This window comes from Micromonospora sp. AMSO31t, from assembly GCF_008868175.1.
Taxonomy (GTDB): domain Bacteria; phylum Actinomycetota; class Actinomycetes; order Mycobacteriales; family Micromonosporaceae; genus Micromonospora.
Window position 1 is genome coordinate 13,368 of the sequence record NZ_WBKT01000007.1, and the last position, 22,023, is coordinate 35,390.

21 protein-coding genes, 1 tRNA gene and 4 pseudogenes are annotated in these 22,023 nt (G+C 70.1%); 9 read left to right on the plus strand and 17 right to left on the minus strand.

What is annotated here, in order from left to right; genetic code table 11:
• The first annotated feature begins 136 nt into the window (after window positions 1–136).
• Window positions 137–874 (plus strand): bifunctional 2-polyprenyl-6-hydroxyphenol methylase/3-demethylubiquinol 3-O-methyltransferase UbiG, encoded by a 738-nt coding sequence (locus F8274_RS02935; RefSeq protein WP_151460711.1) that lies wholly within the window; start codon window positions 137–139, stop codon window positions 872–874.
• A 25-nt stretch (window positions 875–899) separates the two neighbouring features.
• Here the strand turns inward: F8274_RS02935 and F8274_RS02940 are convergent, their stop codons facing one another.
• A complete protein-coding gene (locus F8274_RS02940) occupies window positions 900–1,397 on the minus strand; it encodes a GNAT family N-acetyltransferase (protein WP_151460712.1) in 498 nt (165 codons plus the stop codon).
• A 59-nt stretch (window positions 1,398–1,456) separates the two neighbouring features.
• Entirely contained in the window at window positions 1,457–1,831 is a 375-nt protein-coding gene (locus tag F8274_RS02945; protein WP_151460713.1) for a hypothetical protein, read from the minus strand.
• A 524-nt stretch (window positions 1,832–2,355) separates the two neighbouring features.
• On the opposite strand from F8274_RS02945, the gene F8274_RS02950 reads away from it, so the two are divergent.
• Window positions 2,356–2,943: a GrpB family protein gene (locus F8274_RS02950; RefSeq protein ID WP_151460774.1), complete on the plus strand. Its 588-nt coding sequence runs from the start codon at window positions 2,356–2,358 to the stop codon at window positions 2,941–2,943.
• Between the two features lie 272 nt (window positions 2,944–3,215).
• Here the strand turns inward: F8274_RS02950 and F8274_RS02955 are convergent.
• The 6 genes and pseudogenes from F8274_RS02955 to F8274_RS02980 all read right to left on the minus strand — a co-directional run.
• Window positions 3,216–3,291 (minus strand) — tRNA-Arg (locus F8274_RS02955).
• A 115-nt stretch (window positions 3,292–3,406) separates the two neighbouring features.
• Complete coding sequence (locus F8274_RS02960) at window positions 3,407–4,612, minus strand: IS110 family transposase (protein WP_151460714.1); 1,206 nt, start codon at window positions 4,610–4,612, stop codon at window positions 3,407–3,409.
• Between the two features lie 364 nt (window positions 4,613–4,976).
• Window positions 4,977–6,128 carry a hypothetical protein gene (locus F8274_RS02965; RefSeq protein ID WP_151460715.1) on the minus strand — a complete coding sequence of 384 codons (1,152 nt, stop codon included), beginning with the start codon at window positions 6,126–6,128 and terminating at the stop codon, window positions 4,977–4,979.
• A 6-nt stretch (window positions 6,129–6,134) separates the two neighbouring features.
• Window positions 6,135–6,818, minus strand: a complete 684-nt coding sequence (locus tag F8274_RS02970) for an IS3 family transposase (RefSeq protein WP_151460716.1) — start codon at window positions 6,816–6,818, stop codon at window positions 6,135–6,137.
• Window positions 6,815–7,123 (minus strand): transposase, encoded by a 309-nt coding sequence (locus F8274_RS02975; RefSeq protein ID WP_151460717.1) that lies wholly within the window; start codon window positions 7,121–7,123, stop codon window positions 6,815–6,817. The genes F8274_RS02970 and F8274_RS02975 overlap by 4 nt, the downstream gene beginning before the upstream one ends.
• 49 nt (window positions 7,124–7,172) lie before the next feature.
• Window positions 7,173–7,496, minus strand: a pseudogene (locus F8274_RS02980) (creatininase family protein); the annotation flags it as partial.
• A 503-nt stretch (window positions 7,497–7,999) separates the two neighbouring features.
• Between F8274_RS02980 and F8274_RS02985 the strand changes: the two are divergent.
• From F8274_RS02985 to F8274_RS02995, 3 genes are all read left to right on the plus strand, one after another.
• On the plus strand, window positions 8,000–8,608 hold the full coding sequence (locus F8274_RS02985) for a TetR family transcriptional regulator (protein ID WP_151460718.1): 609 nt from the start codon (window positions 8,000–8,002) through the stop codon (window positions 8,606–8,608).
• A 1-nt stretch (window position 8,609) separates the two neighbouring features.
• Window positions 8,610–9,548: a hypothetical protein gene (locus F8274_RS02990; protein WP_151460719.1), complete on the plus strand. Its 939-nt coding sequence runs from the start codon at window positions 8,610–8,612 to the stop codon at window positions 9,546–9,548.
• Between the two features lie 168 nt (window positions 9,549–9,716).
• Window positions 9,717–10,346 carry an IS5 family transposase gene (locus tag F8274_RS02995; RefSeq protein WP_151460720.1) on the plus strand — a complete coding sequence of 210 codons (630 nt, stop codon included), beginning with the start codon at window positions 9,717–9,719 and terminating at the stop codon, window positions 10,344–10,346.
• On the opposite strand, the pseudogene F8274_RS03000 reads toward F8274_RS02995, so the two are convergent.
• From F8274_RS03000 to F8274_RS03030, 7 genes and pseudogenes are all read right to left on the minus strand, one after another.
• Window positions 10,276–10,662, minus strand: a pseudogene (locus F8274_RS03000) (transposase family protein); the annotation flags it as partial. The gene F8274_RS02995 and the pseudogene F8274_RS03000 overlap by 71 nt on opposite strands.
• A 47-nt stretch (window positions 10,663–10,709) precedes the next feature.
• Window positions 10,710–11,673: pseudogene (locus F8274_RS32270) on the minus strand (ABC transporter permease).
• Window positions 11,674–11,713: 40 nt separating this feature from the next.
• Window positions 11,714–11,923, minus strand: a pseudogene (locus F8274_RS32275) (ABC transporter permease); the annotation flags it as partial.
• A 33-nt stretch (window positions 11,924–11,956) separates the two neighbouring features.
• Entirely contained in the window at window positions 11,957–12,643 is a 687-nt protein-coding gene (locus F8274_RS03015) for a DedA family protein (RefSeq protein WP_151460723.1), read from the minus strand.
• 37 nt (window positions 12,644–12,680) lie between these two features.
• Complete coding sequence (locus F8274_RS03020; protein ID WP_151460724.1) at window positions 12,681–13,220, minus strand: phosphatase PAP2 family protein; 540 nt, start codon at window positions 13,218–13,220, stop codon at window positions 12,681–12,683.
• Between the two features lie 101 nt (window positions 13,221–13,321).
• Window positions 13,322–14,638: a cell wall metabolism sensor histidine kinase WalK gene (locus tag F8274_RS03025; protein ID WP_225853571.1), complete on the minus strand. Its 1,317-nt coding sequence runs from the start codon at window positions 14,636–14,638 to the stop codon at window positions 13,322–13,324.
• A 71-nt stretch (window positions 14,639–14,709) separates the two neighbouring features.
• Window positions 14,710–15,387, minus strand: a complete 678-nt coding sequence (locus F8274_RS03030; RefSeq protein WP_151460775.1) for a response regulator transcription factor — start codon at window positions 15,385–15,387, stop codon at window positions 14,710–14,712.
• 253 nt (window positions 15,388–15,640) lie between these two features.
• On the opposite strand from F8274_RS03030, the gene F8274_RS03035 reads away from it, so the two are divergent.
• The 3 genes from F8274_RS03035 to F8274_RS03045 are packed head-to-tail and all read left to right on the plus strand — an operon-like array spanning window position 15,641 to window position 18,439.
• Window positions 15,641–15,949, plus strand: coding sequence for a FeoA family protein (locus F8274_RS03035; RefSeq protein ID WP_225853572.1), 309 nt, complete (start codon window positions 15,641–15,643; stop codon window positions 15,947–15,949).
• A complete protein-coding gene (locus tag F8274_RS03040; RefSeq protein ID WP_370518188.1) occupies window positions 15,946–17,898 on the plus strand; it encodes a ferrous iron transporter B in 1,953 nt (650 codons plus the stop codon). The genes F8274_RS03035 and F8274_RS03040 overlap by 4 nt, the downstream gene beginning before the upstream one ends.
• Window positions 17,899–17,902: 4 nt before the next feature.
• Window positions 17,903–18,439, plus strand: coding sequence for a NifU family protein (locus F8274_RS03045; protein WP_151460727.1), 537 nt, complete (start codon window positions 17,903–17,905; stop codon window positions 18,437–18,439).
• Between the two features lie 123 nt (window positions 18,440–18,562).
• Here the strand turns inward: F8274_RS03045 and F8274_RS03050 are convergent, their stop codons facing one another.
• Window positions 18,563–19,738: a metallophosphoesterase gene (locus F8274_RS03050; protein WP_151460728.1), complete on the minus strand. Its 1,176-nt coding sequence runs from the start codon at window positions 19,736–19,738 to the stop codon at window positions 18,563–18,565.
• 126 nt (window positions 19,739–19,864) lie between these two features.
• On the opposite strand from F8274_RS03050, the gene F8274_RS03055 reads away from it, so the two are divergent.
• Entirely contained in the window at window positions 19,865–20,413 is a 549-nt protein-coding gene (locus F8274_RS03055) for a hypothetical protein (RefSeq protein ID WP_151460729.1), read from the plus strand.
• A gap of 633 nt (window positions 20,414–21,046) precedes the next feature.
• On the opposite strand, the gene F8274_RS03060 is transcribed toward F8274_RS03055, so the two are convergent.
• Window positions 21,047–21,343: a helix-turn-helix domain-containing protein gene (locus F8274_RS03060; protein WP_043326983.1), complete on the minus strand. Its 297-nt coding sequence runs from the start codon at window positions 21,341–21,343 to the stop codon at window positions 21,047–21,049.
• Between the last annotated feature and the right edge of the window lie 680 nt (window positions 21,344–22,023).

The window sequence follows — 22,023 nt, forward strand, 5'->3', positions numbered from 1 at the left end:
CACGGAGGCAACCGGCCGGTTCCGGAGGCCCGTCACGCCCGCGGGGTCGTCCTCGGCGGGGCTGCGCCCGACCGCCGCCCGGCACGCGCCCGGAAAACCGTTGGACACGACCGGCATCGACGGCGATCGTGGCGCCATGCGCCAGGACGAGATCTGGGACGCCGAGACCGCCCAGCACTACGACACACCGGGCACCGAGATGTTCGCGCCGGAGGTCCTCGGACCCACGGTGGACCGCCTCGCCGCGCTCGCCGGTGGCGGACGCGCCCTCGAGTTCGCCATCGGCACCGGCCGGGTAGCCGTCCCGCTGGCGCAACGCGGCGTGCCGGTCACCGGGATCGAGCTGTCCGAACCGATGATCGAGCAGCTCCGGACGAAGGCCGACGAGGCCACGATCCCGGTGGTCGTCGGCGACATGGCGACGGCCACGGCCCCCGGCGACTTCACCCTGGTCTACCTGGTCTACAACACCATCTCCAACCTGCTCGACCAGGCGGAACAGGTCGCCTGCTTCCGCAACGCGGCCCGCCACCTCGGCCCGGGCGGGCGGTTCGTCATCGAGCTGTGGGTGCCCGAGCTGCGCAAGCTGACCCCGGGCGATCGGGCGACGGTGTGGCGCGCCGATCCCGGCTACATCGGCCTGGACACCTACGACGTGCTGCGCCAGCAGGTCGTGTCGCACCACTTCCGGTTCGGGGAGGGCCGCGAGGCGCGGTTGTCCCGCAGCCCGCACCGCTACATCTGGCCCGCCGAGCTGGACCTGATGGGCCAGCTGGCCGGCTTCGAGCTGGAGTCCCGGCACGCGGACTGGTCCGGGGCCGAGTTCACGGAGGAGTCCCGGTCCCACGTCTCCGTGTACCGCCTGCCCGGCTGACCGGCGGCTCGGCTCGGCTCGGCCTTCAGTCCACCGCCGGGCTGCGGCGTTCCAGGAGGACGACGTCACGCCACCGGCCGTGCTGCCGGCCGACCCGCTCCCGCGTGCCGACCACCCGGAAGCCGGCCCGGCGGTGCACGGCGAGGCTCGCGGTGTTCTCGGGGAAGACACCGGACTGGATCGTCCAGACCCCGGCCGCTTCGGTGGACGCGATCAGCGCGTCCAGCAGCACCCGGCCGACGCCCCGCCCCTGAACGGCGGGGCTCACGTACACCGAGTGCTCCACCACCCCCGCGTAGACGGCCCGGGTCGAGGTCGGCGAGACGGCGACCCAGCCCACGACCGCGCCGCCGCCGTCGACGGCGACGAACCGGTGGTCGGGCAGCCTGGCGGCGTCGAACGCCGGCCAGGTGGGGGCCGCCGTCTCGAAGCTGGCGTCGCCGGCGTCGAGCCCGGCCTGGTAGATGGCCAGCACCGCGTCGGCGTCCTCCGCCGTCATCGGTCGGACCGTGATGCCGGCCATCAACCGACTCCCTCCAGGCTGTTGTGTCCCGCCGGCCAGCAGCTCCGTGAGACGTCCGGCTACGAGTAGAGCATTGCGAGGAGACCGCAGGCCAGCACCGCACAGCCAAGCCAGCCACTGAACGCCGACAGCGTGCCCGTGACCACCGCCGACTCGAACCGGCGGACCAGGAACCGGTGCACCAGCAGCGACATCGCCAGGCCGACGAGAAGGGGTGGCACCCAGACCTGAAGCAGGTCCCGCACGTCCGGACCCGGTCCCCAGCACGCCAGGGTCTTCCTCGTGCACAGCCGCGCCGGACCGGGCTGCTCCGGGCCCAGGCCCAGAAACTCGGGGCCGAGGATCAGGGTCGCCATCACGATCGGCACGAGGACGGCCAACGCGTACCAGCCCGCCAGCACGGCGACGCTCCGTCGCTCCACAGTGCGGTGCACGGATGAGGATCGTAGCAACGATGATCTTTTTCGCAGGACGGGTTGGGGGTGCGGCAGGCCGCGCAAGCCCGGAAGGCGGAACAGTGATCGGTGATCAAGACCTGGTGCCCCCGGCAGGATTCGAACCCGCGACACACGGTTTAGGAAGTGTGTTCACGGCCGGAACCTGCTCGGCAATGCCCTGGCTTGACCTGCCTCGCCACGCTGTCCCCCACGGCCAAGTGCTAACCGCCATTGACCACGGTCACCTCTCCCAACGAGCACGCAACGGGCACGGCGATCGAGGGATTATGAGATCAAAACGGACGCTCAGGCAAGCAGCGCGGATGGGGCTCCTAGCAGCGGAAACACCTTTCGGCATCTCTCGCCACTCCCCTGCCGTCTGTGGACCTCTTGCGGACTGGATGCGGACCGTCTCCGCTAGGCGGACGGGGACGGGGCCTCCACGGCAGCGGCGATGGCGGCGAGCAGCGGCGGGACTGCTGGGACCGCGGCGAAACAGCTTCCCTGGCAGAGTGACCGCCATGTCGGACAGCCATAGCAGCGAGTCGGACGAGGTCAACGCCCCCGTTCACATTGAGCCCTACGACGCCGCATGGCCCGAGCGGTTCGCCACCGAGGCCAGCGTGATCGGCCAGACCATCGGTCCCTGGATCACTGGCAGCATCCACCACGTCGGCAGCACCGCAGTGCCCGGGCTCGCCGCCAAACCAGTCATCGACATCATGGTCGGCGTGGCAGACCTGGACTTGTCGCGCCCCTGCATCGAACTGCTGAAGCCTTTGGACTACTGCTACTGGCCCTATCTGGCTGAGGTCATGCACTGGTTCTGCAAGCCACGCCCCAGCCACCGGACCCACCACCTGCATCTCGTGCCGACCGGCTCGCCGCGTTACCTCAACGTCCTGGCATTTCGGGACTATCTACGAGCCCATCCTGACGCCCGTGCCGACTACGAAGCACTCAAGCGAGAGCTGGCCGACCGCTACCCACACGACCGTGAGGCGTACACCGAGGGCAAGACAGACCTCATCGGCAAGCTGACCGAGGCGGCTCGGGCGTGGGCCACAACCAGAGACATGAAGAGCGGCAAGCCCGATAGCACAACGTAACGGCCGGCCCGGTCCACCTAGCCCATCAGGCGGTGGCGCAGGTGCCCGGCGGTCCGGTCATCGACACCCCGAAGAACCACCAGCGGCGGGAGCTGGCCGTGCCGGCGTTCGTGGTGCAGTGCTTCGGGAGCACCTTGTGCCGCTGACGGTCGGGACGCTGAGGTCGCTCAGCACCTGGACGCGAGCCGGGCGAAGGTAGCGAGGCGATCGGGCACGCAGCGGGCACGCAAGCCCCGGAAGGCGGAACAGTGATCATTGATCAAGGGTGTGACTGGTGCCCCCGGCAGGATTCGAACCTGCGACACACGGTTTAGGAAACCGATGCTCTATCCCCTGAGCTACGAGGGCGCGAGCGCCTAGTCTAGCGACCTGGGGGTTCACCTGGGGTGGCAGGGAGTGGCCCCCGTTCACCCACGTTTCCCGGACCCCCGTTCGCCCAGCCCAGGACCACACGTCGGAGTCTCTACGCGAGTTCGCATGACGCCAGCTCTGCTGATCTTGGTTGTTTGGGCTGGTAGGGGGTCTTATCGCGGATGCAGGCCCAGAGGACGTTGAGGCGTTGTCTGGACAGGGCTGCGGTGGCTTGGCGGTGGGTCTTTCCCTCGGCTCTTTTCTTGTCGTAGTAGGCGCGGGATCGTGGGCAGTGGGTCAGGGCGGTGAAGCTAGACATGCTGAACACCCGGCGCAGACCACGGTGGTAGCGGTGCGGCCGAACCTGGTGACCCTGCCTGCGTCCGGAATCCCGGGAGATCGGGGCGAGGCCGGCGTGGGCAGCGAGTGCCGCAGCGCTGGGGTAGGTCGTGAGGGTGCCGGCGTGGGCGAGGAACTCGGCGGCGAGGGTGGTGCCGATACCCGGGAGACTCGTGACGATCTCCCCAAGTTCGTGCTCGGCGACGATGCCGGCGATGGTTTCCTCGATCATGGTGATGCGGTCGTTGACCGCTTCCAGGTCAGTGGCCATTTGCGCCACGATCCCGGCCGCGGTGGCTTCCCCTGCGACGGCGACGGTCTGCGTCCGCGCGGCGGTGAGGACTTTGACGGTCAGCGCCTTGGCGGCCCGGACGCCGTGCTGGCGTAGATAGGCGAGGATGCGGTTTTCTCCGGCGCGGCGCAGCCCGGCGGGGGTCTGCCACTGGGCGAGGAGCCGGAGTGCACCCTTGCTACTCAGGTTGAGTGCTTTCTCCAGGGCGGGGCTGATCATGGTCAGGAGGTCCTGGATGCGGGCGGTGATGCGGACCCGGTCGGCGACCAGGTCGAGGCGGCGGGAGACAAGCAGCTTCAACTGCTGCTGCACCCCGTCCGCGAGGGTGAGGGTCGGCAGATCGGCGCGCATGCGCAGGGTCTGGGCGATGACGTACGCGTCGTGGGCGTCGGTCTTGCGCTCGCCATGGAACGCCTCCGCCATCCGCGAGGTGACCGTGCCGCTGACATAGCGCACGTCCGCGCCCCGGTCGAACAGCACCGCCAGCAGCAGCGAGGCGGGTCCGCCCCGCAGGTCGACGGCCCAGCGGATCGGCTTACGGCGCTTACCGAGCCGTCCGACGACGCCGCCGATGGCCTGCTGGTCGTTAGGGATCTTCTCAGACAAGACTACGGTGCCGTCGTCGTCCACGACGCACACGTGGTGATGGGTCTTGCCGACGTCGACGCCGGCCCACAGGCTGCCCATCGGGCATCACCCTCTTTGCTCGTGCTGGTCAAGGGGCGTGGACCCGCCGCGGTTCAGTAGTCACAACTTCGGAAAGGGCGATCGGTCGCAAGTCTCCATCCAGTGCTGATACAGCGGTCATCAGCGAGGGCCGGGGCGTCCTACTCCAAGCTGGCCATGACATCGGCAGCACACACCCAGACAGTCACCCGACCCTCCGGGTCCATCCATCAAACGGCACAGTTCGTTGTCCGGTTGCGGGTCCCGACGGACGCCTGGAGCGCCCTGCCGCCGGCGTCGACTGTCTGGGGCGTCACGCTGGCACGCCGCGCCGGCCCTCCACGATCCTTGTCGCACCTGGCGACGGTCAGCGGGGAACCATGCGTCAAGTTTCGAGACCTGCGCGGTTGAGTCGTTCGAGCAGGCTGGGCTTGCGGGCGTGCACCGTCCGTAGCTCGGCCAGGCGATTTCGGAACGATGTGCTGTCTCCGTCGCGTTCAGCGAGGTCGCGCAGGTCGACGAGGAGTTGAACGGCGGTGTCGTACTCGCGGGGTTTCTTCGTGGCGATGAGTTCGTCGACCCGCTGCCAGGCGGCGGGTTGGTCGACCGCGAGGGTGTCGAGGTGCCGTTGCCGGGCTGCTGCGGCGGACCGTTCCCGGCGAATCCGGTCGCGTTCGCGCTGCTCGGCGTCCCGTCGTTCCCGCTGGGCGCGCAACCCCGCGGCGGTGGCGAGCAGTTCCGCGGCGGTACGGGCGACTGCCGGGGCGGGCGTATCAGTGCGGTGTGCGTCGCGGTAGCGGCGCAGCAGTCGGCTGCGTAGGTGGCTGTCGCCGCCGGTGATCAGGTCGGTCAGGATGGCGTCCTTGTCCCGGGCGGGCAGCCCGACGACCCAGGTGCGGAGTTGCGCGGCGGTCGGTTCACCGGAGGCGGGCGGCGCCGATCCGGCCGCCGCGGCCGCAATCAAATCGGGGTCGATGCGTAGGAACTCGGCGACGGCGGTCAGGGGCGCGTCGAGGGTGCCCAGCCCGGCCGGGACGGGCGGTTCGGGCTCGTTGGCGGTGATCTCCTCGGACTGAACGCAGCGGAGCCAGGCCAGGTAGAGCAGGCGCAGATCGTCGGCAGCGAGGCCGGCCCGGACCGGGATGATGGAGGCGAGCAGACCGTGACCGTCGAGGTCCCACTCGTCGGTGCCGTCCTCGTCCTCGTCGTGAAGGTCGATGATGACCTGTTTGCCGGCGGTCCACGCGGACGCGCTGTCACCCTGGCAGTACCGGGCGACGATGGCGGGGTCGAGCACGTGTTTCGGTAGCCGGAGCATGAGCTGGCGGGTGCCCCAGTTGGTCAGGTACAGGTGTGCGTCGAAGTATCGTTCCATCAGCTTGCGCGGGTCGCCCTTGAAGTTGCCCCACTCGTAGGTGTTGACGAAGCTGGTGGCGGTGATGTCGGCGCGGGTGGACAGCGACCGAAGCTCGGCCTGCTCCCGGCCGGTGAGGGGTCGGTCGACGGCGATGAATTCGTAGTACTGGTACTCGCTCATCGTGGCCTACCTTCCGGCCCAGTGCCGGTAGGCGTCAATCCACGCCGCGACTCTGCCCATCGACCCGATCACGTGGTGCTGGTTGAGGGCACGGACGAATTTCCGGCTTCGGAATTGCGACCCGCGGTCGGTGTGCAGCACGCAGCCGGCCACGTCATCACGGCGGGCTACGGCGTTGTGCAACGCGGTGACGGCCAGCCGGGACTTCATCCTCGAGTCGATGGAGTAGCCGACGATCCGGTGGGACCAGACGTCCTTGATCGCGCAGAGGTAGAGCTTGCCCTCGGCGGTGCGGTGTTCGGTGATGTCGGCCAGCCACAGCCGGTTCGGGCCGTCGGCGGTGAAGTCTCGTTTCACGAGGTCGTCATGCACCGGCGGACCGACCTTGCCGCCCTTGCCGGGCCTCTTGCGCTTGCCGAAGGCGCTCCACCAGCCGTTATCCGAGCAGATCCGCCATGCGGTGCGCTCAGCCATCGCCTGTCCGGCGGTGCGGGCCTCATCGACCAGGAACCGGTAGCCGAACTCCGGGTCATCGCGGTGAGCGTCCACCAAGGCGTTCGCGCGGTAAGCGGCAGCGAGTTCGGCGTCGCCGACAGGCCGGGCGAGCCACCGGTAGTAGGGCTGACGAGCGATGGTCAATACCCGGCACGTCACCGCCACGGGGATTCCGTCGGCGGCCAGCTCGCTCACGAGCGGGTAGAGCCTTTTCCCGGCAAGTTCGCCTGCGACAGATACGCCGCAGCCCGGCGCAGGACCTCGTTCTCCTGCTCCAGCAGCTTGATCCGCTTACGGGCCTCCCGCAGCTCGGCCGACTCGCTGCCACTGACGCCAGGCCTGGTCCCGGCGTCAACGTCAGCCTGGCGCAGCCATTTGAACAACGTCATCGGGTGAACTCCGAAGTCCTTCGCGATCTGCTCGACCGTCACGCCCGGGTCACGGTCACGGGCCACCCGCACGACGTCATCGCGGAACTCACGAGGGTAGGGCTTGGGCACAGCGACATCCTTCCAGCCCGCCACCAGGGCAAGCCATCTCAGATGTCACCTATCGGTGCAGCAGACCCGCTTTGCCCTTGGCGGCGGTGGCGTGGGACGGCAGACCGATGACGCCGCTGGTGGTGTAGCCACTCATGCCCCGCGTGAGGAGGTGACGCCGATCGTCCGCTAGATGGTCGGCATGCTGGAAGCCATCACGCACCACCTCGGGCGCAACGTGCAGAAGCAGCGAAACCTCGAGCTCGCCCGCGTGCATGTCCTGGTGGGCTGTGCTGTGCATGCCGGCGGCAACTCGAGCGTCGTCCCAGTCGGCCCGAGCGGGGAACAGAGTCATCCTCGGTCCGGCGACGTTGGCTTCCTGAACGACGTTGCTTTTACCGACCTGCAATGGTCCGCGCGGTGCTCTGACCTGCGCCAGCATCAAACTTACATGTCAGCAACGTGGTTAACGAGGATGGCGTACCCGCGTGTCGACGCTGGGTACGGGTCGGCCAACGTCCGCGGCGTTGGCATCGCCAGGTGCCGCCGTGCGTGCTGCCACCACCCGCCGAGCCGTGAGGCGAGCAACACCTGCCGATCTCAACGCGGCGTGGGCCAGGAGGTTAACGATGCCGTCCGGTCACTTTCTGTAGGGCGCATCGACCCGCCAGCTCACGGTTGGCACACTGATCTAGCCGCGATCCGCGCGGCACGCAGCGTGACGGCGCTGGAGCTGCCGCTCGCCATCCGGAACTAGCCGATGAGAGTGCGCCATTTGGATTCTATTTGAATGACCCACTCAGGTGACTTAAAGGGTCGTCGTCCTCCGCGTACGGCATCAATGGCATTTCCCATACCAGGTTGAATTTCAGACCGGGTATGGTTATGCTCGGGCGCGTGACCGGGCTTCGCGAGCGCAAGAAGGAACAGACCAGGCAGCGGATCGCCGCGGTGGCGCTGCGGCTGTTCGCCGAGCGCGGCTTCGACGCGGTGACGGTCAACGAGATCGCCGAGTCCGCCGAGGTGGCCAAGGCCACCCTCTTCGCGTACTTCCCCAGCAAGGAGTCGCTCGTGCTGGCGGGCGTCGGGCAGGAGGATCTGGCCGGGATCGTCGCGCGACGGCCGGCCGGGCAGTCTCCCCTGCACGCGCTGCGGGCTCACTACCGGACATTCGCGACCGGGCAACCGGCGGCGCTGGACCGGGGCGAGGTGATCGCCCGGATGCGCGTGATCTTCGACAGTCCCGCGCTCAGCGGCGCCGCGAACGCCCTGCTCTACCAGCAGCGCCAGGCGCTAGCCAGGGTGCTGGCCGAGGATCACGGGCAGACCCGGGCGACGCTGATGGCGGCCCAGATCGCCGCGGCCCTGCTCACCCTCCAGGAATCGTTCTTCCACCTCCTGGTCGGCGGCGCCGCGCCGGCCGAGGCAGCCCGGGGCCTGGCCGGGGACGTCGAGCTCGCCTTCGACCTACTGGAACACGGCATCAAGCATCACGGAGGGCAGTGACGTGCGCGCACGGGGCATCAACTACGACATCGGATTTCTCCCCGGATCGGATCTCACCCGCAAGACCTTCACCGCCGAGACGGTCTGGCACGACATGGCGGTGATCGCCAGCGAGCTGCACTGCGACGCCGTACGCGTCTCCGGCCGCGACCCCGAACGGCTCAGCATCGCCGCCCAGTGCGCCGCGGCCGCCGGCCTCGAGGTGTGGTTCGCGCCGTTCCCCGTCGACTTTCCCGCCGATGAGCTGCTCCCGTTCTTCGCCGACTGCGCCCGGCGGGCCGAGGCCGTGCGGCGCGCCGGCGCCGAGGTGGTGTTCGTCGCCGGGTGCGAGATCAGCGCCTTCTGCGGCGGCTTCATCCCCGGCGACACCTACGGCGACCGGCTGCACGCCATGGCCACCGCCGACGTGGAGTGGTGGACCGCCCTCGGCCCAGTGCAGGAGCGGCTCAACGCCTTCCTCGGCCAGGTCGCCGAGGCGGCCCGCGCCTACTTCGGCGGGCGGATCACCTACGCCGCCGGACCCTGGGAGTTCATCGACTGGAGCCCGTTCGACCTCGTCGGCGTCGACGCCTACCGGGCCGCCTACAACGCCGGCACCTTCCGGTCCGAGCTGCGCGGGCACCTCGCGCACGGCAAGCCCGTCGCGGTAACCGAGTACGGCACCTGCGCCTACCGGGGCGCCGGGGAGCACGGCGGCATGGCGTGGCAGGTGCCGCCCGGCGCGGAACCGGACGAGGGCGAACAGGTGCGTTACCTCACCGAACTCCTGGACATCTTCGAGGAGGAGGGAGTGGACACCGCGCTCTGGTTCACCTTCGCCGGCTACGGCCGGCCCGGCGAGCAGGACATCGGCTCCTACGGCGTGGTCCGGATGCTCGACCACACCCGGTGGGAGCCGAAGCAGGTGTTCCACACGATGGCGGCTAGGAATCGGCGCTGAACAGCTTCTTCTGCACCTTGCCCAGCGCGTTGCGTGACAACGCCTCGACGCTCGACGAAGTGGACCTGTCGGGGACGCTTGTGCACGGACAGCCGCTCGGGCACGTACGCGATGACCTTAGCCGCCAAGCTTGGACGGTTGCTCTGAGTGCGTGTTTGAGAAGGTCGGATGTGGACGGTGTGGCGGCGTGACGGTGGCCGCCGGGGCGGGCAGGGTGTCCGGGTGTCGTCGCCTCGTCGGGAGATCGTTAACGCGATCTTGTACGTGGTCCGCTCGGGGTGTCCGTGGCGGTACCTGCCGGCGGATCTGCCGCCATGGCAGACGGTGTACTGGTATTTCGTGCGCTGGGAAGACGCCGGTGTGACCGAGAACCTGCTGGCCACGCTGCGGGTCAAGGCGCGGGTGCAGGACGGGCGGAATCCGGAGCCGTCGGCGGGGATCATCGACTCGCAGTCGGTGAAGGGCGCCGACACCGTCGGGCGGCAGACGCGTGGCTACGACGCGGGTAAGAAGGTCAACGGCAGGAAACGGTTCATCATCATCGATACCGCCGGGCTGCTGGTCACCGTGGCGGTGATGGCCGCGTCGTGGCAGGACCGCGACGGCACGAAGACCGCCCTGCTCAGCGCTTACCTGGCCACCCCGATCCGGCACGTCTTCGCCGACCAGGGCTTCGCGGGCCGTCTCGTCGACTGGACCCGCGACACCTTGAAGATCACCCTGGAGATCGGTAGTTCTTGCTCGGGGCGGCCAGCCGGTGATCCCGGGTCGGGATCAGCGTGCCGTCGACGATCGTGATCTGGTCGACCCGCCGCCGGCGCACTGGCGCCAGGGCCAGCAGGGGGCCGAGGGTGTCGATGACCCGGTGGGCGGCCGAATGCGACACCCCGAACAGCGGGCCGATCTGCCGCATCGTCAGGTTCGTCCGCCAGTACGCCGCCACCAGCAACACCCGATCGGCGAGATCGAGAGACCACTGCCGGCCCGGCCGACCGTCAGCGATCGCCTCACCACCACGCTCGGCCACCAGCCGGACCAGCCTGCGGAACTGGGCGGGCTGCAGCCCGGTGAACGGGAAGATCCACTCCGGGCGGGCCGCCGAGATCACCTGCACCCCAACATGATCCACCATGGATCGACCACCGAGTTACGAGACATCCCTTAGCCGGGTGGTGACGGCGGCTCAGGTGGGCGTCCGCGGGCGCGTGCTGCGTCGGCGATGGCGATCCCGGTGAGGACCGCGATGGCGGCGATGGCGGCCAGCAGCGGCGGCAGGAGGAGCATCGGCGGTGTCAGGGCAATCAACACGAGCAGCCCGATCACCCGGTCCCGGGACACGCGGCTGAACACCGCGTACTCGAAGAAGGAACGCCCGACCAGGAACAGCGCGGGCCCGCCGAGGATGACGGCGACCCAGGCCGGCCGTGTGCCCGAGTGGATGGGCGATGACGAGTTCGTCGCCCACCGCGGTCGCGACGATGCCGGCCATCATGAGCAGATGAGCGGTTAGCGCCGACACGGCTAAGCGGTCTGGGTGGGGCGCCGCTGCGATGGCAGCCGGCAACAACTCTCCCGAGCGGTAGATGTAGATCCGCAAGAACAGCGCCGTGCCGACGAACGACACCACGAACGCCGCGGTCCGATCAGCCGCGAAGCCGCTGCCACTGAGGGTCAACGCGGTGACCAGGATCAACTCGCCGAGCGCGATGACGAAAAGCTGCCGGTACCGCTCGGCCAGATGCTCGGCCGCGGTTGGGTACGCCGATTCGGGCGAGCGACCCAACCCCGGCGTGGGGTAGCGGAATCCGCGTGCCGTGTAGTCCATGGCCACCGCCAGTGCCTGGCTGGCGGCGGGGCGGCAGACGAGCAGCCGGGCGTCGCGGGGAAGCAGGCCCAGCGCGAGCGCGGCTTCGACCTCGCCGCGCCGGGCGCGCAGATCGTCATTGAAGCGCCGCCCGGCGAGGCTGGTGGCGGTCATGGCGCCGCCGGTCAGGATGCCGGCGATCGGGATGATCGCGATGCCGCGCAGGGGTACCAGGCCGGCGAGCAGTAGGGCGGCGACGACGGTCAGGCTGGCGGTGGCGATCGGGACGCCCGCCCACCAGCCGTACGGTCCACCGGTGATCCGCCGGCCGGAGGTGCCGGCGGCGACCGCACATGAGCAGCACGAACGCCCCGGTGGCCCACAGTGAGCCGACGATCGCGGTGATCACCAGTGAGACGGCGGCCAGTTGCAGCGCGGCGCGGGCGGCGGCGACGGCGATCTGTCGGCTGTGCCCGAGCCGTCCGACGGTGGCGGTGGCGGCCGCGGCGGCGGTCAGCAGCGCCAGCGCGACGGCGAGTCTCGGCCCGAGCACCAGCATCGTCGAGGTCATCCGGTCAGTGTTGCCCCAGCGCCGATGCGTCGTTCAGTTGGCGCCGGATGGGCTCCTGGACGCCGTCGCGTCGGCGGCGTCGGTTGCCGAGCCGCGGCGGGAGCGCAGGAACTGGATGCCGATCGGCAGGACGGAGACCAGCACGATGGCGATCAGAATGAACTCGATGTTCGATTTGACGAAGCTGATCTGCCCGAGGAAGTAGCCGAGCACGGTGACGCCGGTTCCCCACAGCAGGCCACCGAGGACGTTGTAGGTGACGAAGGTGCGGTAGTGCATCCGGCTGACCCCGGCGATGACGGGGGTGAAGGTCCGCACGACCGGCACGAAGCGGGCCAGCACAATCGAGCGGGCGCCGTAGCGGGCGAAGAAGGCGTTGGCCCGGTGCACGTTCTCCTGCTTGAACAGCCGGGAATTGGGGCGACGGAACAGGCTCGGGCCGACGCGCTTGCCGAACAGGTAGCCGACCTGGTCGCCGGCGATGGCGGCAACGGCGACGAGCAGGCAGACCAGCCAGAGCGGCTGGTGCAGGTAGCGGCCGTCGGCGACGAGCAGACCGGCGGTGAACAGCAGCGAGTCGCCGGGCAGGAACAACCCGATGAGCACCCCGGACTCGGCGAAGATGATCGCGAGGATCCCGATCAGACCGAAGGTGGAAATCAGCCATTCCGGGTCGATGAAGCTGGGGCCCACGGCGAATAGCGCTTGAGGCGTGGACATGGCATGACCTCCGGAACGAGGGGGGCGGGGGTGGTGCTCAGGCGGTGGTGTCGAGGCGGCGGCTGGCACGGCGGTCGTAGGCGCGGCCGACGACGCCGATGGTGGCGACTGCTGCGGCGGCGACGAGCGCGCCGACGACGATGTCCCCGGGGTAGTGCACGCCGGTCCAGACTCGGGCGAAGCCGATGACGGTGGCGAGCACGCTCAGCGCTACCCCCCACCGACGGGACAGAAACGCCCCGACGGCAAAGGCCACCGCGAACGCCGCGGTGGCGTGGTCGCTGGGCAGCGATGCTCCGGCGGCGTGCGGAATCAGCTGGTGCACGGGGTGGGTCTGGAAGGGCCGTAGCTCGGTGCTGAGCGCGGCGACGGCCTGCCCGACGGCGAATGCCAGCCCGAGGGAGACGACGACGCGCACCAGGGCGGCGCGCCCGTGCCGCAGGTGAGCCAGGACAGGTACGGCCGCGGTGGCGACGAGGACGTAGATCAGCCACACCGCCGACCATTCGAAGACGTCGTCGACGAGGTCGCTTCGGCCGGCTGTGTCGTTGACGATCTGGAACAGGTGGTAGTTCATCGCTCCCCCGTGGCAGATGGGTTCCGGTTCATGCAGGTGCCCATCAGGCCAAGAGTGCCGCCGGTCACCTGAGAGGAGCCTGAAATCGCCGAGGCCGGGGTTCAGTGATCTTCGGAGTCGACGTGGTGGGGCAGGCGGATCCGGACGGTCATGCCCGGCCCGGGCAGCACCTGCACGTGTCCGCCGTGCGCCGCGACGACCTGGCGGGTGATGGCGAGGCCCAGGCCGGTGCCGCCTTCCGGCCGGGTGCGGCTGTCGTCGAGACGGACGAACCGGTCGAAGATGCGCTCCCGGTCGGCGTCGGGGACACCGGGTCCGTCGTCGGTGACCTCGATACGCCCCCAGCCCTCGCACGCCGACACGCGCAGGGTCACCTGAGTACGGGCGTGACGGGCGGCGTTGTCGGCCAGATTCCGCAACGCCCGGCCCAGGTCGTGGGCGTCCCCGGTCACCCGTACCGGGGTGAGCTCGGCCCGGACGGTAAGGTCCGGGTGGTGCGCGGCGAGCCGGTCCCGCTCGGTGTAGGCGAGATCGTCGAGGTCGACGTCGTCCCGGCGGCGGGCGGCTCCCCGCTCGTCGATGCGCGCGAGCAGCAGCAGGTCCGCGACGAGATCGCCGAGCCGGCTGGTCTCGCGGCGCAGCAGCTCGACCAGGTCGCGGTGCCCCTCCGGTACGGGTGCCAGCGCCAGGCGGTCGAGGCCGGCCCGCAGGGTGGTCAGCGGGCTGCGAAGCTCGTGGCTGGCGTCGGCGACGAACCGGCGCTGGCTCGCCGCGGCGGTCTCCAGCCGCTCGAGCATCCGGTTCATCGTCTCGGCGAGCGCCGCGACCTCATCTCGGGCGGTAGGTACGGGCACGCGGGCGTGCAGGTCACGGGCGGTGATGCCGGCGACCCGTCGGCGGATCGCCTCGACCGGGCGCAGGGAACGTCCCACGAACCAGAACACCGCTGCGCCGATCACCAGCAGCATGGGGGCCAGCCCGGCGGCCAGGATCGCCGCGACCGCCTCGGTGCTCTCGTTGACCGGCCGCAGCGACTGCGCGACCAGCACGGTGCGGGTGCCGGAGCTGGTGGCCACCCCTTCGGCGGCGATCCGGAAGGGGTCCTCGTCGGCGAACGGCAGCAGCCGCTGCTCGCGCAGCAGCTGACCGGGTCGGGGCCGCAGCGGGGACAGCGGCGCGGCGTCGCCGAGCGCGGCCGAGGCCGCCTCGACCCGTCCGGACGGGTCGAGGACCTGCACCAATGTCTGTTCTCCCGGGCTGGGCTTCAGCGTCTGGGCGAGCGCGTCCTGATCACCGGTGGCTACCGCCGCGACCACCTCGGCCGCCCGTTGTCGCGCTGCGGCGTCCACGTTGCCGGCGAGATCCGCGCTGGCGAGGTAGACGAACGCCGCCGCGCCGACGGCGAAGGCTGCCCCCACGACAGCGGCGGCAGCCAGCGCCGAACGTAGCCGTACCCCCAGACGCCGGCGCGTCCATCGGATGACCATCCTCAGCCGCCGTCGGCTGCCAGGCGGTAGCCCATGCCCCGCTCGGTCTGGATCGCCCGGCGACCGAACGGTTGGTCGATCTTGCGGCGGAGGTAGCCGACGTACACCTCGACGATGTTCGGGTCGCCGTCGAAGTGGGCGTCCCAGACGTTGTCGATGATCTGCCGTTTGGACACCACGTCACCACGGTGCCGCATCAGGAACTCGAGCAGCGCGAACTCCCGCGCGGTGACCCGAACAGCCTGGCCGGCCCGGCTGACCTGCCGCCGGGCCGGATCCACGGCCAGGTCCCCGGCGGTCAGCACGACCGGCCGGGCCGGCGCGCCCCGGCGCACCAGAGCCCGAAGCCGAGCCACCAGCACCACTAACGAGAACGGCTTGACCAGATAGTCGTCGGCCCCGAGGTCGAAGGCGTCCGCCTGGTCGTACTCCCCGTCCTTTGCGGTCAACATCAACACCGGCGTCCACACGCCCCGCGCCCGCAGCCGCCGGCACACCTCGTAGCCGTTCAGGCCCGGCAGCATGATGTCCAGCACGATCACGTCGTACGGGTTCTCGGTGGCCGCCCACAGCCCGTCGGTCCCGGTGTGCTGCACATCCACGGCGAAACCCTCGTCAATCAGGCCGGCGCGCAGCACCTGCGCCAGGGCGGTCTCGTCCTCGACGACCAGCACCCGCACCCCGTCCACCCCTTCCGGAACATCGACGCCCGCACGCTGCAGCACCGCGGGAACACCCGATCATCGCCTGGAGGCGTGGGTGGACGGGGTGAGCCGGGCCCAGCCACCGCGACGGATCCGACCGACGCGAGGCCGACCACGGCCGCAGCCAGTACAACCGCACGGTACGTGGTCATGGTCGGACGGGTCACCGCCCGCCGAAGTTCGTCACACGCCCTGGCAGGTGAGGCGAGCCTTACCTTATGGTGAGCTGGTGCTGCTAAGACGTCCTACTGCCGCCCACTCCGGCGGTCCGGTGCGTGCCGTCGAGGCGTCCACCGGGTCAACGGGTCGGCTGTCCGGCCTGCCCCCGGGCAGTCGGGCCACGATCGTGGGGCTGGCCGACGGGGCGCCGCCCTCAACGGCCCGTCGGCTCACGGACCTCGGGTTCACCGCCGGCACGCCGGTGCAGGTCGTCCGTCGCGCGCCCCTGCGTGATCCGGTGGTGTACCGGGTCAAGGACTACGACCTGTGCCTGCGCCGCGCGCAGGCCGCGCACGTGCTGGTCCGGGACGCGCAGTGAAGGACGCGGGTTGCCACACTGAGGCCGGGGGCGGCGCCGTTGACACGCCATTGCCCCGCCTGGCGCTGGCGGGCAGCCCGAACGCCGGAAAGACGAGCATCTTCAACGCGCTGACCGGTCTGCACGCCAAGACGGGCAACTACCCCGGCGTGACAGTGTCCCGCTTCGTCGGCACCATCCAGGCGGGCGACCGGCGGTACCTGATCGAGGACCTGCCCGGCACCTACAGCCTCGACCCGATCAGCCCCGACGAGCAGATCATGGTCGACGTGCTCGACGGCCACCTCGACGGCGAGGCACCCCCGGACGCCCTGCTGGTCGTCGTGGACGCCACTACGCTGCGCCGCTCCCTGCGGTTCGTCGCACAGGTGCTGCGCCGCGGCCTGCCCACCTGCCTGGTGGTGACCTTCACCGACGAGATGACCGTACGGCAGGGCCAGCTGGACCTGCCGGCGTTGCAGCAGGCGCTGGGTGTGCCCGTGGTGCGGGTGCTCGGCAACCGCGGGCAAGGCATCGACGACCTGCGCGAGCAGATCGCGCAATGGCCGACGTGGCCGACACCGGCCCTGCCGCCACCGGACGACCCGGCCGAAGCGGACGCCTGGGCGGAGTCGGTGTTGAGCTTCGCCCGCTACCGGGCCCCGGAACGCCACCGCATCACCCAGCGGGTCGACGCGGTGCTGCTGCACCCGCTGTGGGGCACGATCGTGTTCCTCGCCGTGATGGTGGCCTTCTTCCAGACCGTGTTCACCCTCGCCGCACCCCTGCAGGGCTACGTGGAGACGTTCTTCGGTTGGCTGTCCGGGGTGGTGACCACCCACGTCGGCAACCCCTGGCTGGCCGGGCTGCTCGGCGACGCGATCATCGGCGGTATCGGCGCGGTGCTCGTGTTCGTACCGCAGATCATGCTGCTGTTCCTGCTGATCTCCCTACTCGAGGGCGTCGGCTACATGTCCCGCGCCGCCTTCCTGATGGACCGGGTGATGTCCCGCGCCGGCCTGGAAGGCCGCGCGTTCGTGGCCCTGCTGTCCTCCTTCGCCTGCGCGATCCCGGGCATCATGGCCACCCGCACCCTGCCGTCGGCCAAGGACCGCCTGGCCACCATGATGGCGGCACCGCTGATGACCTGCTCAGCGCGGCTGCCTGTGTACGTGCTGCTGATCGGCCTGCTCGTGGACCCGGCCGCCCAGTGGGGGCCGTTCGGGGCGCAGGGCCTGGTCATGTTCGGCATGTACCTGCTCGGCGCGGTCTCCGCCATGACCGCCGCCTGGGTATTCAAGAAACTCGGCGACCGCACCGGCCCGCTGCTGCCGTTCTACATGGAGATGCCCCCCTACCGGATCCCCTCGGCCCGCTCGGTGCTGATCGCGGTCGGCGACTCGGCCAAGTCGTTCCTGCGCAAGTGCACCACCATCATCGCGGTCACCACCGTCAGCCTGTGGCTGCTGCTGAACCTGCCCCTGCACTCGACCGCCGACCTGCGCGCCCACGGCGTCGACCCGGGCAACGACACCGCGGTTTCCGCGTACGTCGCCGACCACAGTTACGCCGCCGACCTGGGCCACCTCGTCGCGCCGGTCTTCGACCCACTCGGCTTCGACTGGCGGATCAACATCGGCGTGCTGTCGGCGCAGTCGGCCCGGGAAACGTTCGTCGCCACCCTCGGCCAGGTCGCCGCCGCGGAGAACCCCGACGAACCGTCCAAGGCCCTCAAGGCGATGACCTACACCGACGGGCCGCACGCCGGGCTGCCACTGTTCACCGCCCCGACCATCGCGGCGCTGCTGGTCTACTTCGCCTTCGCGCTGCAATGCATGGCCACCGTCGGCATCATCCGCCGGGAGACCGGCGGCTGGAAGTGGCCCCTGATCGCCTTCGGCTACCTGACCGCGCTCGCCTGGATCATGGCCTACGTCGCCAGGACCATCACCGCGCTCCTGGCGGGCTGAGGTCATGATCCCCATTCACCCCCAGCCCGTCGCGGGCCACCCCGAGCAGCTGCGCTGGATCACCTCGGCCGGGGTGCTGCCCTTCACCGGCGTCGCCGCCACCCTGCCAGCCCCGCTCGCCGCCCTGCGCCACGACGGCACCCTCGCCCAGGTCCGCGTCGAACCCGCCGCGATCGTCACCACACTACATCCCGGTCGGCAGTGGTCCCGCGACGGCGCCCGCGTCCGTACGGCTCTGCACGCCGCTCTCGCCGACCCGGCCGGTTGGGCCCCGGCGGACTCCGCCGGCAAGCCGGACGACGGGCCACTGCGTGACGCCGCCCAGGAGTTGCTCGACGGGCCCGTCGGCGACCTCGCTCACTCCCACGGCGGGCACATCGAGCTCGTCGACGTCCGCGACGGCACCGTCACCGTCACGCTCGCCGGCGCCTGCCACGGCTGCCCCGCCGCTCGCACCACCCTCCGGCGAGGACTGGAAGACCAGCTTCGCCGCAGCCACCCGCGACTGCGTGTCGTCACCGCTGATCCGCGCCGCAGTTGACCCGGGTCGACCTGCTTGCCCGCACGGGAGCGAGCTTCAGCCCTACCCCCACCTGTGAGAGCGCTGTGCCGGCGTACCCCCGTCACGTTCAGGTGGGGGCGGTAGGTATAGGCCCGGTCGGGGCTACCCCGCCCGGAGGGTGAGCAGGGTGATCTCGCTCGGCGCGAAGATCCGGAACGGCGGGCCCCAGAAACCGGTGCCCCGGCTCGTGTAGAGCTGGGTCCGGCCGTGCCGGCTGAGGCCCTGCACGACCGGCTGGTCGAGCCGGACCAAGTAGTGGAACGGCCACATCTGACCGCCGTGGGTGTGCCCGGACAGCTGCAGGTCCACGCCGGCCTTCACCGCGTCGTCGATCTGCTTCGGCTGGTGCGCCAGCAGCAGCACGGGCAGCTGCGGATCGACGCCGGCCAGCGCCGCCGCGTGGTCGGCTCGGTGACCGGCCACGCCGGACGAGGCTGCCGTCACGTCGTCCACCCCGGCGACGACGAGCCGTGCGCCGCCCCGCTCCACCACCAGGTGCCGGTTGTGCAGCGGCTCCCAACCAAGGACCCGCATGTGCTCGACCCAACCCTGCGCCTCGCCGTAGTACTCGTGGTTGCCCGTCACATAGACCCGGGCCAGCCGGGCCTGGACGGCGCCCAACGGCGCTGCCTGCGCCCGGCGCTGGTCGACCGTGCCGTCGGCGATGTCCCCGGTGTGGCAGACGATGTCGGCGGCCAACCCGTTGACCACCTCGACGGTGCGGGCGGACCAGCGGGCCCGGTCGATCGGGCCGTAGTGGGTGTCCGTCAGCAGCACCACCCGGACCCCGTCGAGACCCGCGCCGAGCCGGTCGACGGTGACGTCCACCCGCCGGACCCGGGGCACCCGCATCGCCTCGGCGTACCCCCAGACGGCCAGGACGACCGAGACGACCGCCGCACCGGCCGCCACCGCCCGGGACCGCACCGGATCGGCGACCCCCGCGGCGGCCAGCGGGAGCCGGGCCGCGTTGCCGATCAGCGCCCAGACGAACAGGATCCAGACCAGGCCAAGGAGGGTGTCCCCGGCGCGGGCCGCCGCGTCCAGCCGCCGGCGGCCGTGCCCGAGATACATCAGGGCGGGGAACGCGACCAGCGCGACGACGAACACGCTCGTGCCAGCGGCCACCACCGGCGCCGGCCACCGCGCCGCCACCGTCAACGTCCACCAGGGCAGCCCGAACAGCAACGCCAGGACCGCGACCAGCGTCGCCCCGGACACCAGCGGTCGCAGCGCCCCTCGCGCCGGCCGCACCTGTACGGCATCGCCAGCAGCCATCGTCGTCCTCTCGTCGGGGTCCGTGCAGCATGACACGGTCCGGGCCGGACCGACCACGCCCGGAAACCGGGACCGACCCGGCCCGTGGGTGATCGATCCGTGCCTCGGCTCGGGTACGGTCAGCGGGTGGCGTACGACGCCCTGGTAGAGAGCTTGCGCCTGATCAATTCGGGGTTGCCGAACGGCCCCGTGCGGTTGAGTCGGCGCCGTCGTTTCGCGCCGGTCGCGGTCGACGTGGACGGCGACATCGCCGCCACACGGTTCCTACGCCGAGGCGTTGGCTGCTACTGGGACGAGACGCACCTGCTGGCCGTCGACAACCACGGAGCCTGGCGAAGGCTCGGCAGCGGCGGAGCGTCGGACGACGAAGACCCCACTGCGGAAGAGTTCCAGCGGACCCGCGACGACCTCGCGCCGTACCAGGTGGCGCTGAGTGGGAGCGCTGGCGTCGTGCGCGACGGCGACCCCGTGCTGCCGGGGGGCACGCGATGGGTGCGCGGGTCGGCGGTGCTCGTCGGCCATGGGGTCGCAGAACTGCATGTCAACGGCCGCCACCTACCCGTCCCGTACCACGGTCACCTGATCGTGGTCTGGGGCTCTCGCCGGCCGCCGAGGGTTACCGCATACGACGGCACCGGGCGCACGGTTGCCACCGCCACTGTGTCTCCCACATAACCCGGCGCGACAACGTCGCCGGATCTCGACAAGGACACGTCAGACCAACCGAAGCATGACCTGAGCAGGACTTACGCCGTTCTGCTGATCTTCGGCAAGCGAGCACAGCAACGCGCGTTCGCGACCCATTAACGTGAAGACAGAATAGGAACCCACAGGTAGCGAGCCTCTGGGTACAGATAGGGCGTCGCCTTAAGGAGTCTCAATGTGACTCCGGGTGATCTTGGCGGGCAGGGTGGAGTGGCCGGCGCGATGGGTTCGCGTCAGCGGGGAGCGATCTGATTCAGGCGGCGGCGCGGACCAGCGGTGCGCCACCCGGCACCCACGTTGTCCGTCCCGCCGCTGCCCATGGTCGGACGCTACACGCCGCCGACCCGCCCCGCGCGGGCACCGGCGGCCGACGGCCGCCTCCGACCGCCGGTCACGAACAGCAACATCCCGGCCGACGGCCGGGATGCGAAGAGGTGCGACAGCAGGAGTACGGGCCACCGGGACCGAGCCGGGGACGGGGGCTCTCGCTCTGGCGGGCGGCCGGCTCATCGCCCGACGACCTCAGCCGAGAGCGACCCGGCCAGGCTGCCGCGACGGCCGACGAGCTGACCCTGTGCCTGCTGGTCATGGTGGTGCTCGGCGCTACTGCTTCTCGTTCTGCCGCAGGGCTTCCTCGAGCTGGTCTTCCAAGATGATGATCCGGCAGGCGGCTTCCAGGGCGGTGCCCTGATCCACCATCTCGCGGGCCCGGGCGGCCAGACGCAACTGGTAGCGGGAGTAGCGGCGGTGTCCGCCGGCAGAGCGGTGCGGGTTGATCAGTTTCGCCTCGTCTAGGCGGCGTAGGAAGTCCTGCGTGGTGCCGAGCATCTCCGCGGCCTGACCAATGGTGTAGGCCGGAGTGTTCTCGTCGCCGAACATGTCGTCGGGGTTTCGCCCCATGTCACCTCCACGTCGAGGGCCCCGGCGCACAAGCGCCGGGGCCCAGGGTTACGGGTCAGAACACCATCTGCCGACAGGAGCGTCGGCTTGTCGTATCCGCACCAGCCGCTGAAGGCTTCGGGTGCGAGGATCGCATATGCGTGACCGGAGACCACCTCTCGTTCGATGGAAACTGCGGTGTCCGCCGAGCCTGGATTACGGCTGCTGGCGGGCGATCCAACGGTGAACGGCCCTCCCTTTCCTCTGCTTCTACCTACCTTGCGGTCGTACGGTCCCGCCGGCGCCGGAGCCCACACGACTTCATGGCCCCGACAGGTGCGGCGAACATCAGCTGGAACCCTGAGCAAGCCTTGGCCCCACCCGCGTGCCCCATCGCGCATCACACGTTGGGGCTGACGTGCTCCTACTGCCATTCTGGCGGAACGAATCCCGCTTCTTGCCGTCCGTCGTGACCCCACGGCCGGGCGGCTCCGTCTGCGTCTTGACGGATCTTCTCTCTCGACTCGCAGAAGAGTATTCCACGCCACCGAGGATGTCTAGTCGTTTCAGCCTAGATTCTCTGGCCTGCCGTCGTCAGGGTCACCGGCGTGCCCCAGCAGGCACGGCGAGATCCGCGCCGACATCGACCCGACACCGGTACCGCCTACCGACCGATCAACAGCGCCGTACAGTCGCGAGGC

Excerpts from the sequence above, each read along its gene's own strand:
- F8274_RS02935 (WP_151460711.1), top strand. The coding sequence starts at position 137 with ATGCGCCAGGACGAGATCTGGGACGCCGAGACCGCCCAGCACTACGAC.
- F8274_RS02940 (WP_151460712.1), bottom strand. The coding sequence starts at position 1,397 with ATGGCCGGCATCACGGTCCGACCGATGACGGCGGAGGACGCCGACGCG.
- F8274_RS02950 (WP_151460774.1), top strand. The coding sequence starts at position 2,356 with ATGTCGGACAGCCATAGCAGCGAGTCGGACGAGGTCAACGCCCCCGTT.
- F8274_RS02960 (WP_151460714.1), bottom strand. The coding sequence starts at position 4,612 with ATGGGCAGCCTGTGGGCCGGCGTCGACGTCGGCAAGACCCATCACCAC.
- F8274_RS02965 (WP_151460715.1), bottom strand. The coding sequence starts at position 6,128 with ATGAGCGAGTACCAGTACTACGAATTCATCGCCGTCGACCGACCCCTC.
- F8274_RS02995 (WP_151460720.1), top strand. The coding sequence starts at position 9,717 with ATGTGGACGGTGTGGCGGCGTGACGGTGGCCGCCGGGGCGGGCAGGGT.
- F8274_RS03015 (WP_151460723.1), bottom strand. The coding sequence starts at position 12,643 with ATGTCCACGCCTCAAGCGCTATTCGCCGTGGGCCCCAGCTTCATCGAC.
- F8274_RS03020 (WP_151460724.1), bottom strand. The coding sequence starts at position 13,220 with ATGAACTACCACCTGTTCCAGATCGTCAACGACACAGCCGGCCGAAGC.
- F8274_RS03045 (WP_151460727.1), top strand. The coding sequence starts at position 17,903 with ATGATCCCCATTCACCCCCAGCCCGTCGCGGGCCACCCCGAGCAGCTG.
- F8274_RS03050 (WP_151460728.1), bottom strand. The coding sequence starts at position 19,738 with ATGGCTGCTGGCGATGCCGTACAGGTGCGGCCGGCGCGAGGGGCGCTG.
- F8274_RS03060 (WP_043326983.1), bottom strand. The coding sequence starts at position 21,343 with ATGGGGCGAAACCCCGACGACATGTTCGGCGACGAGAACACTCCGGCC.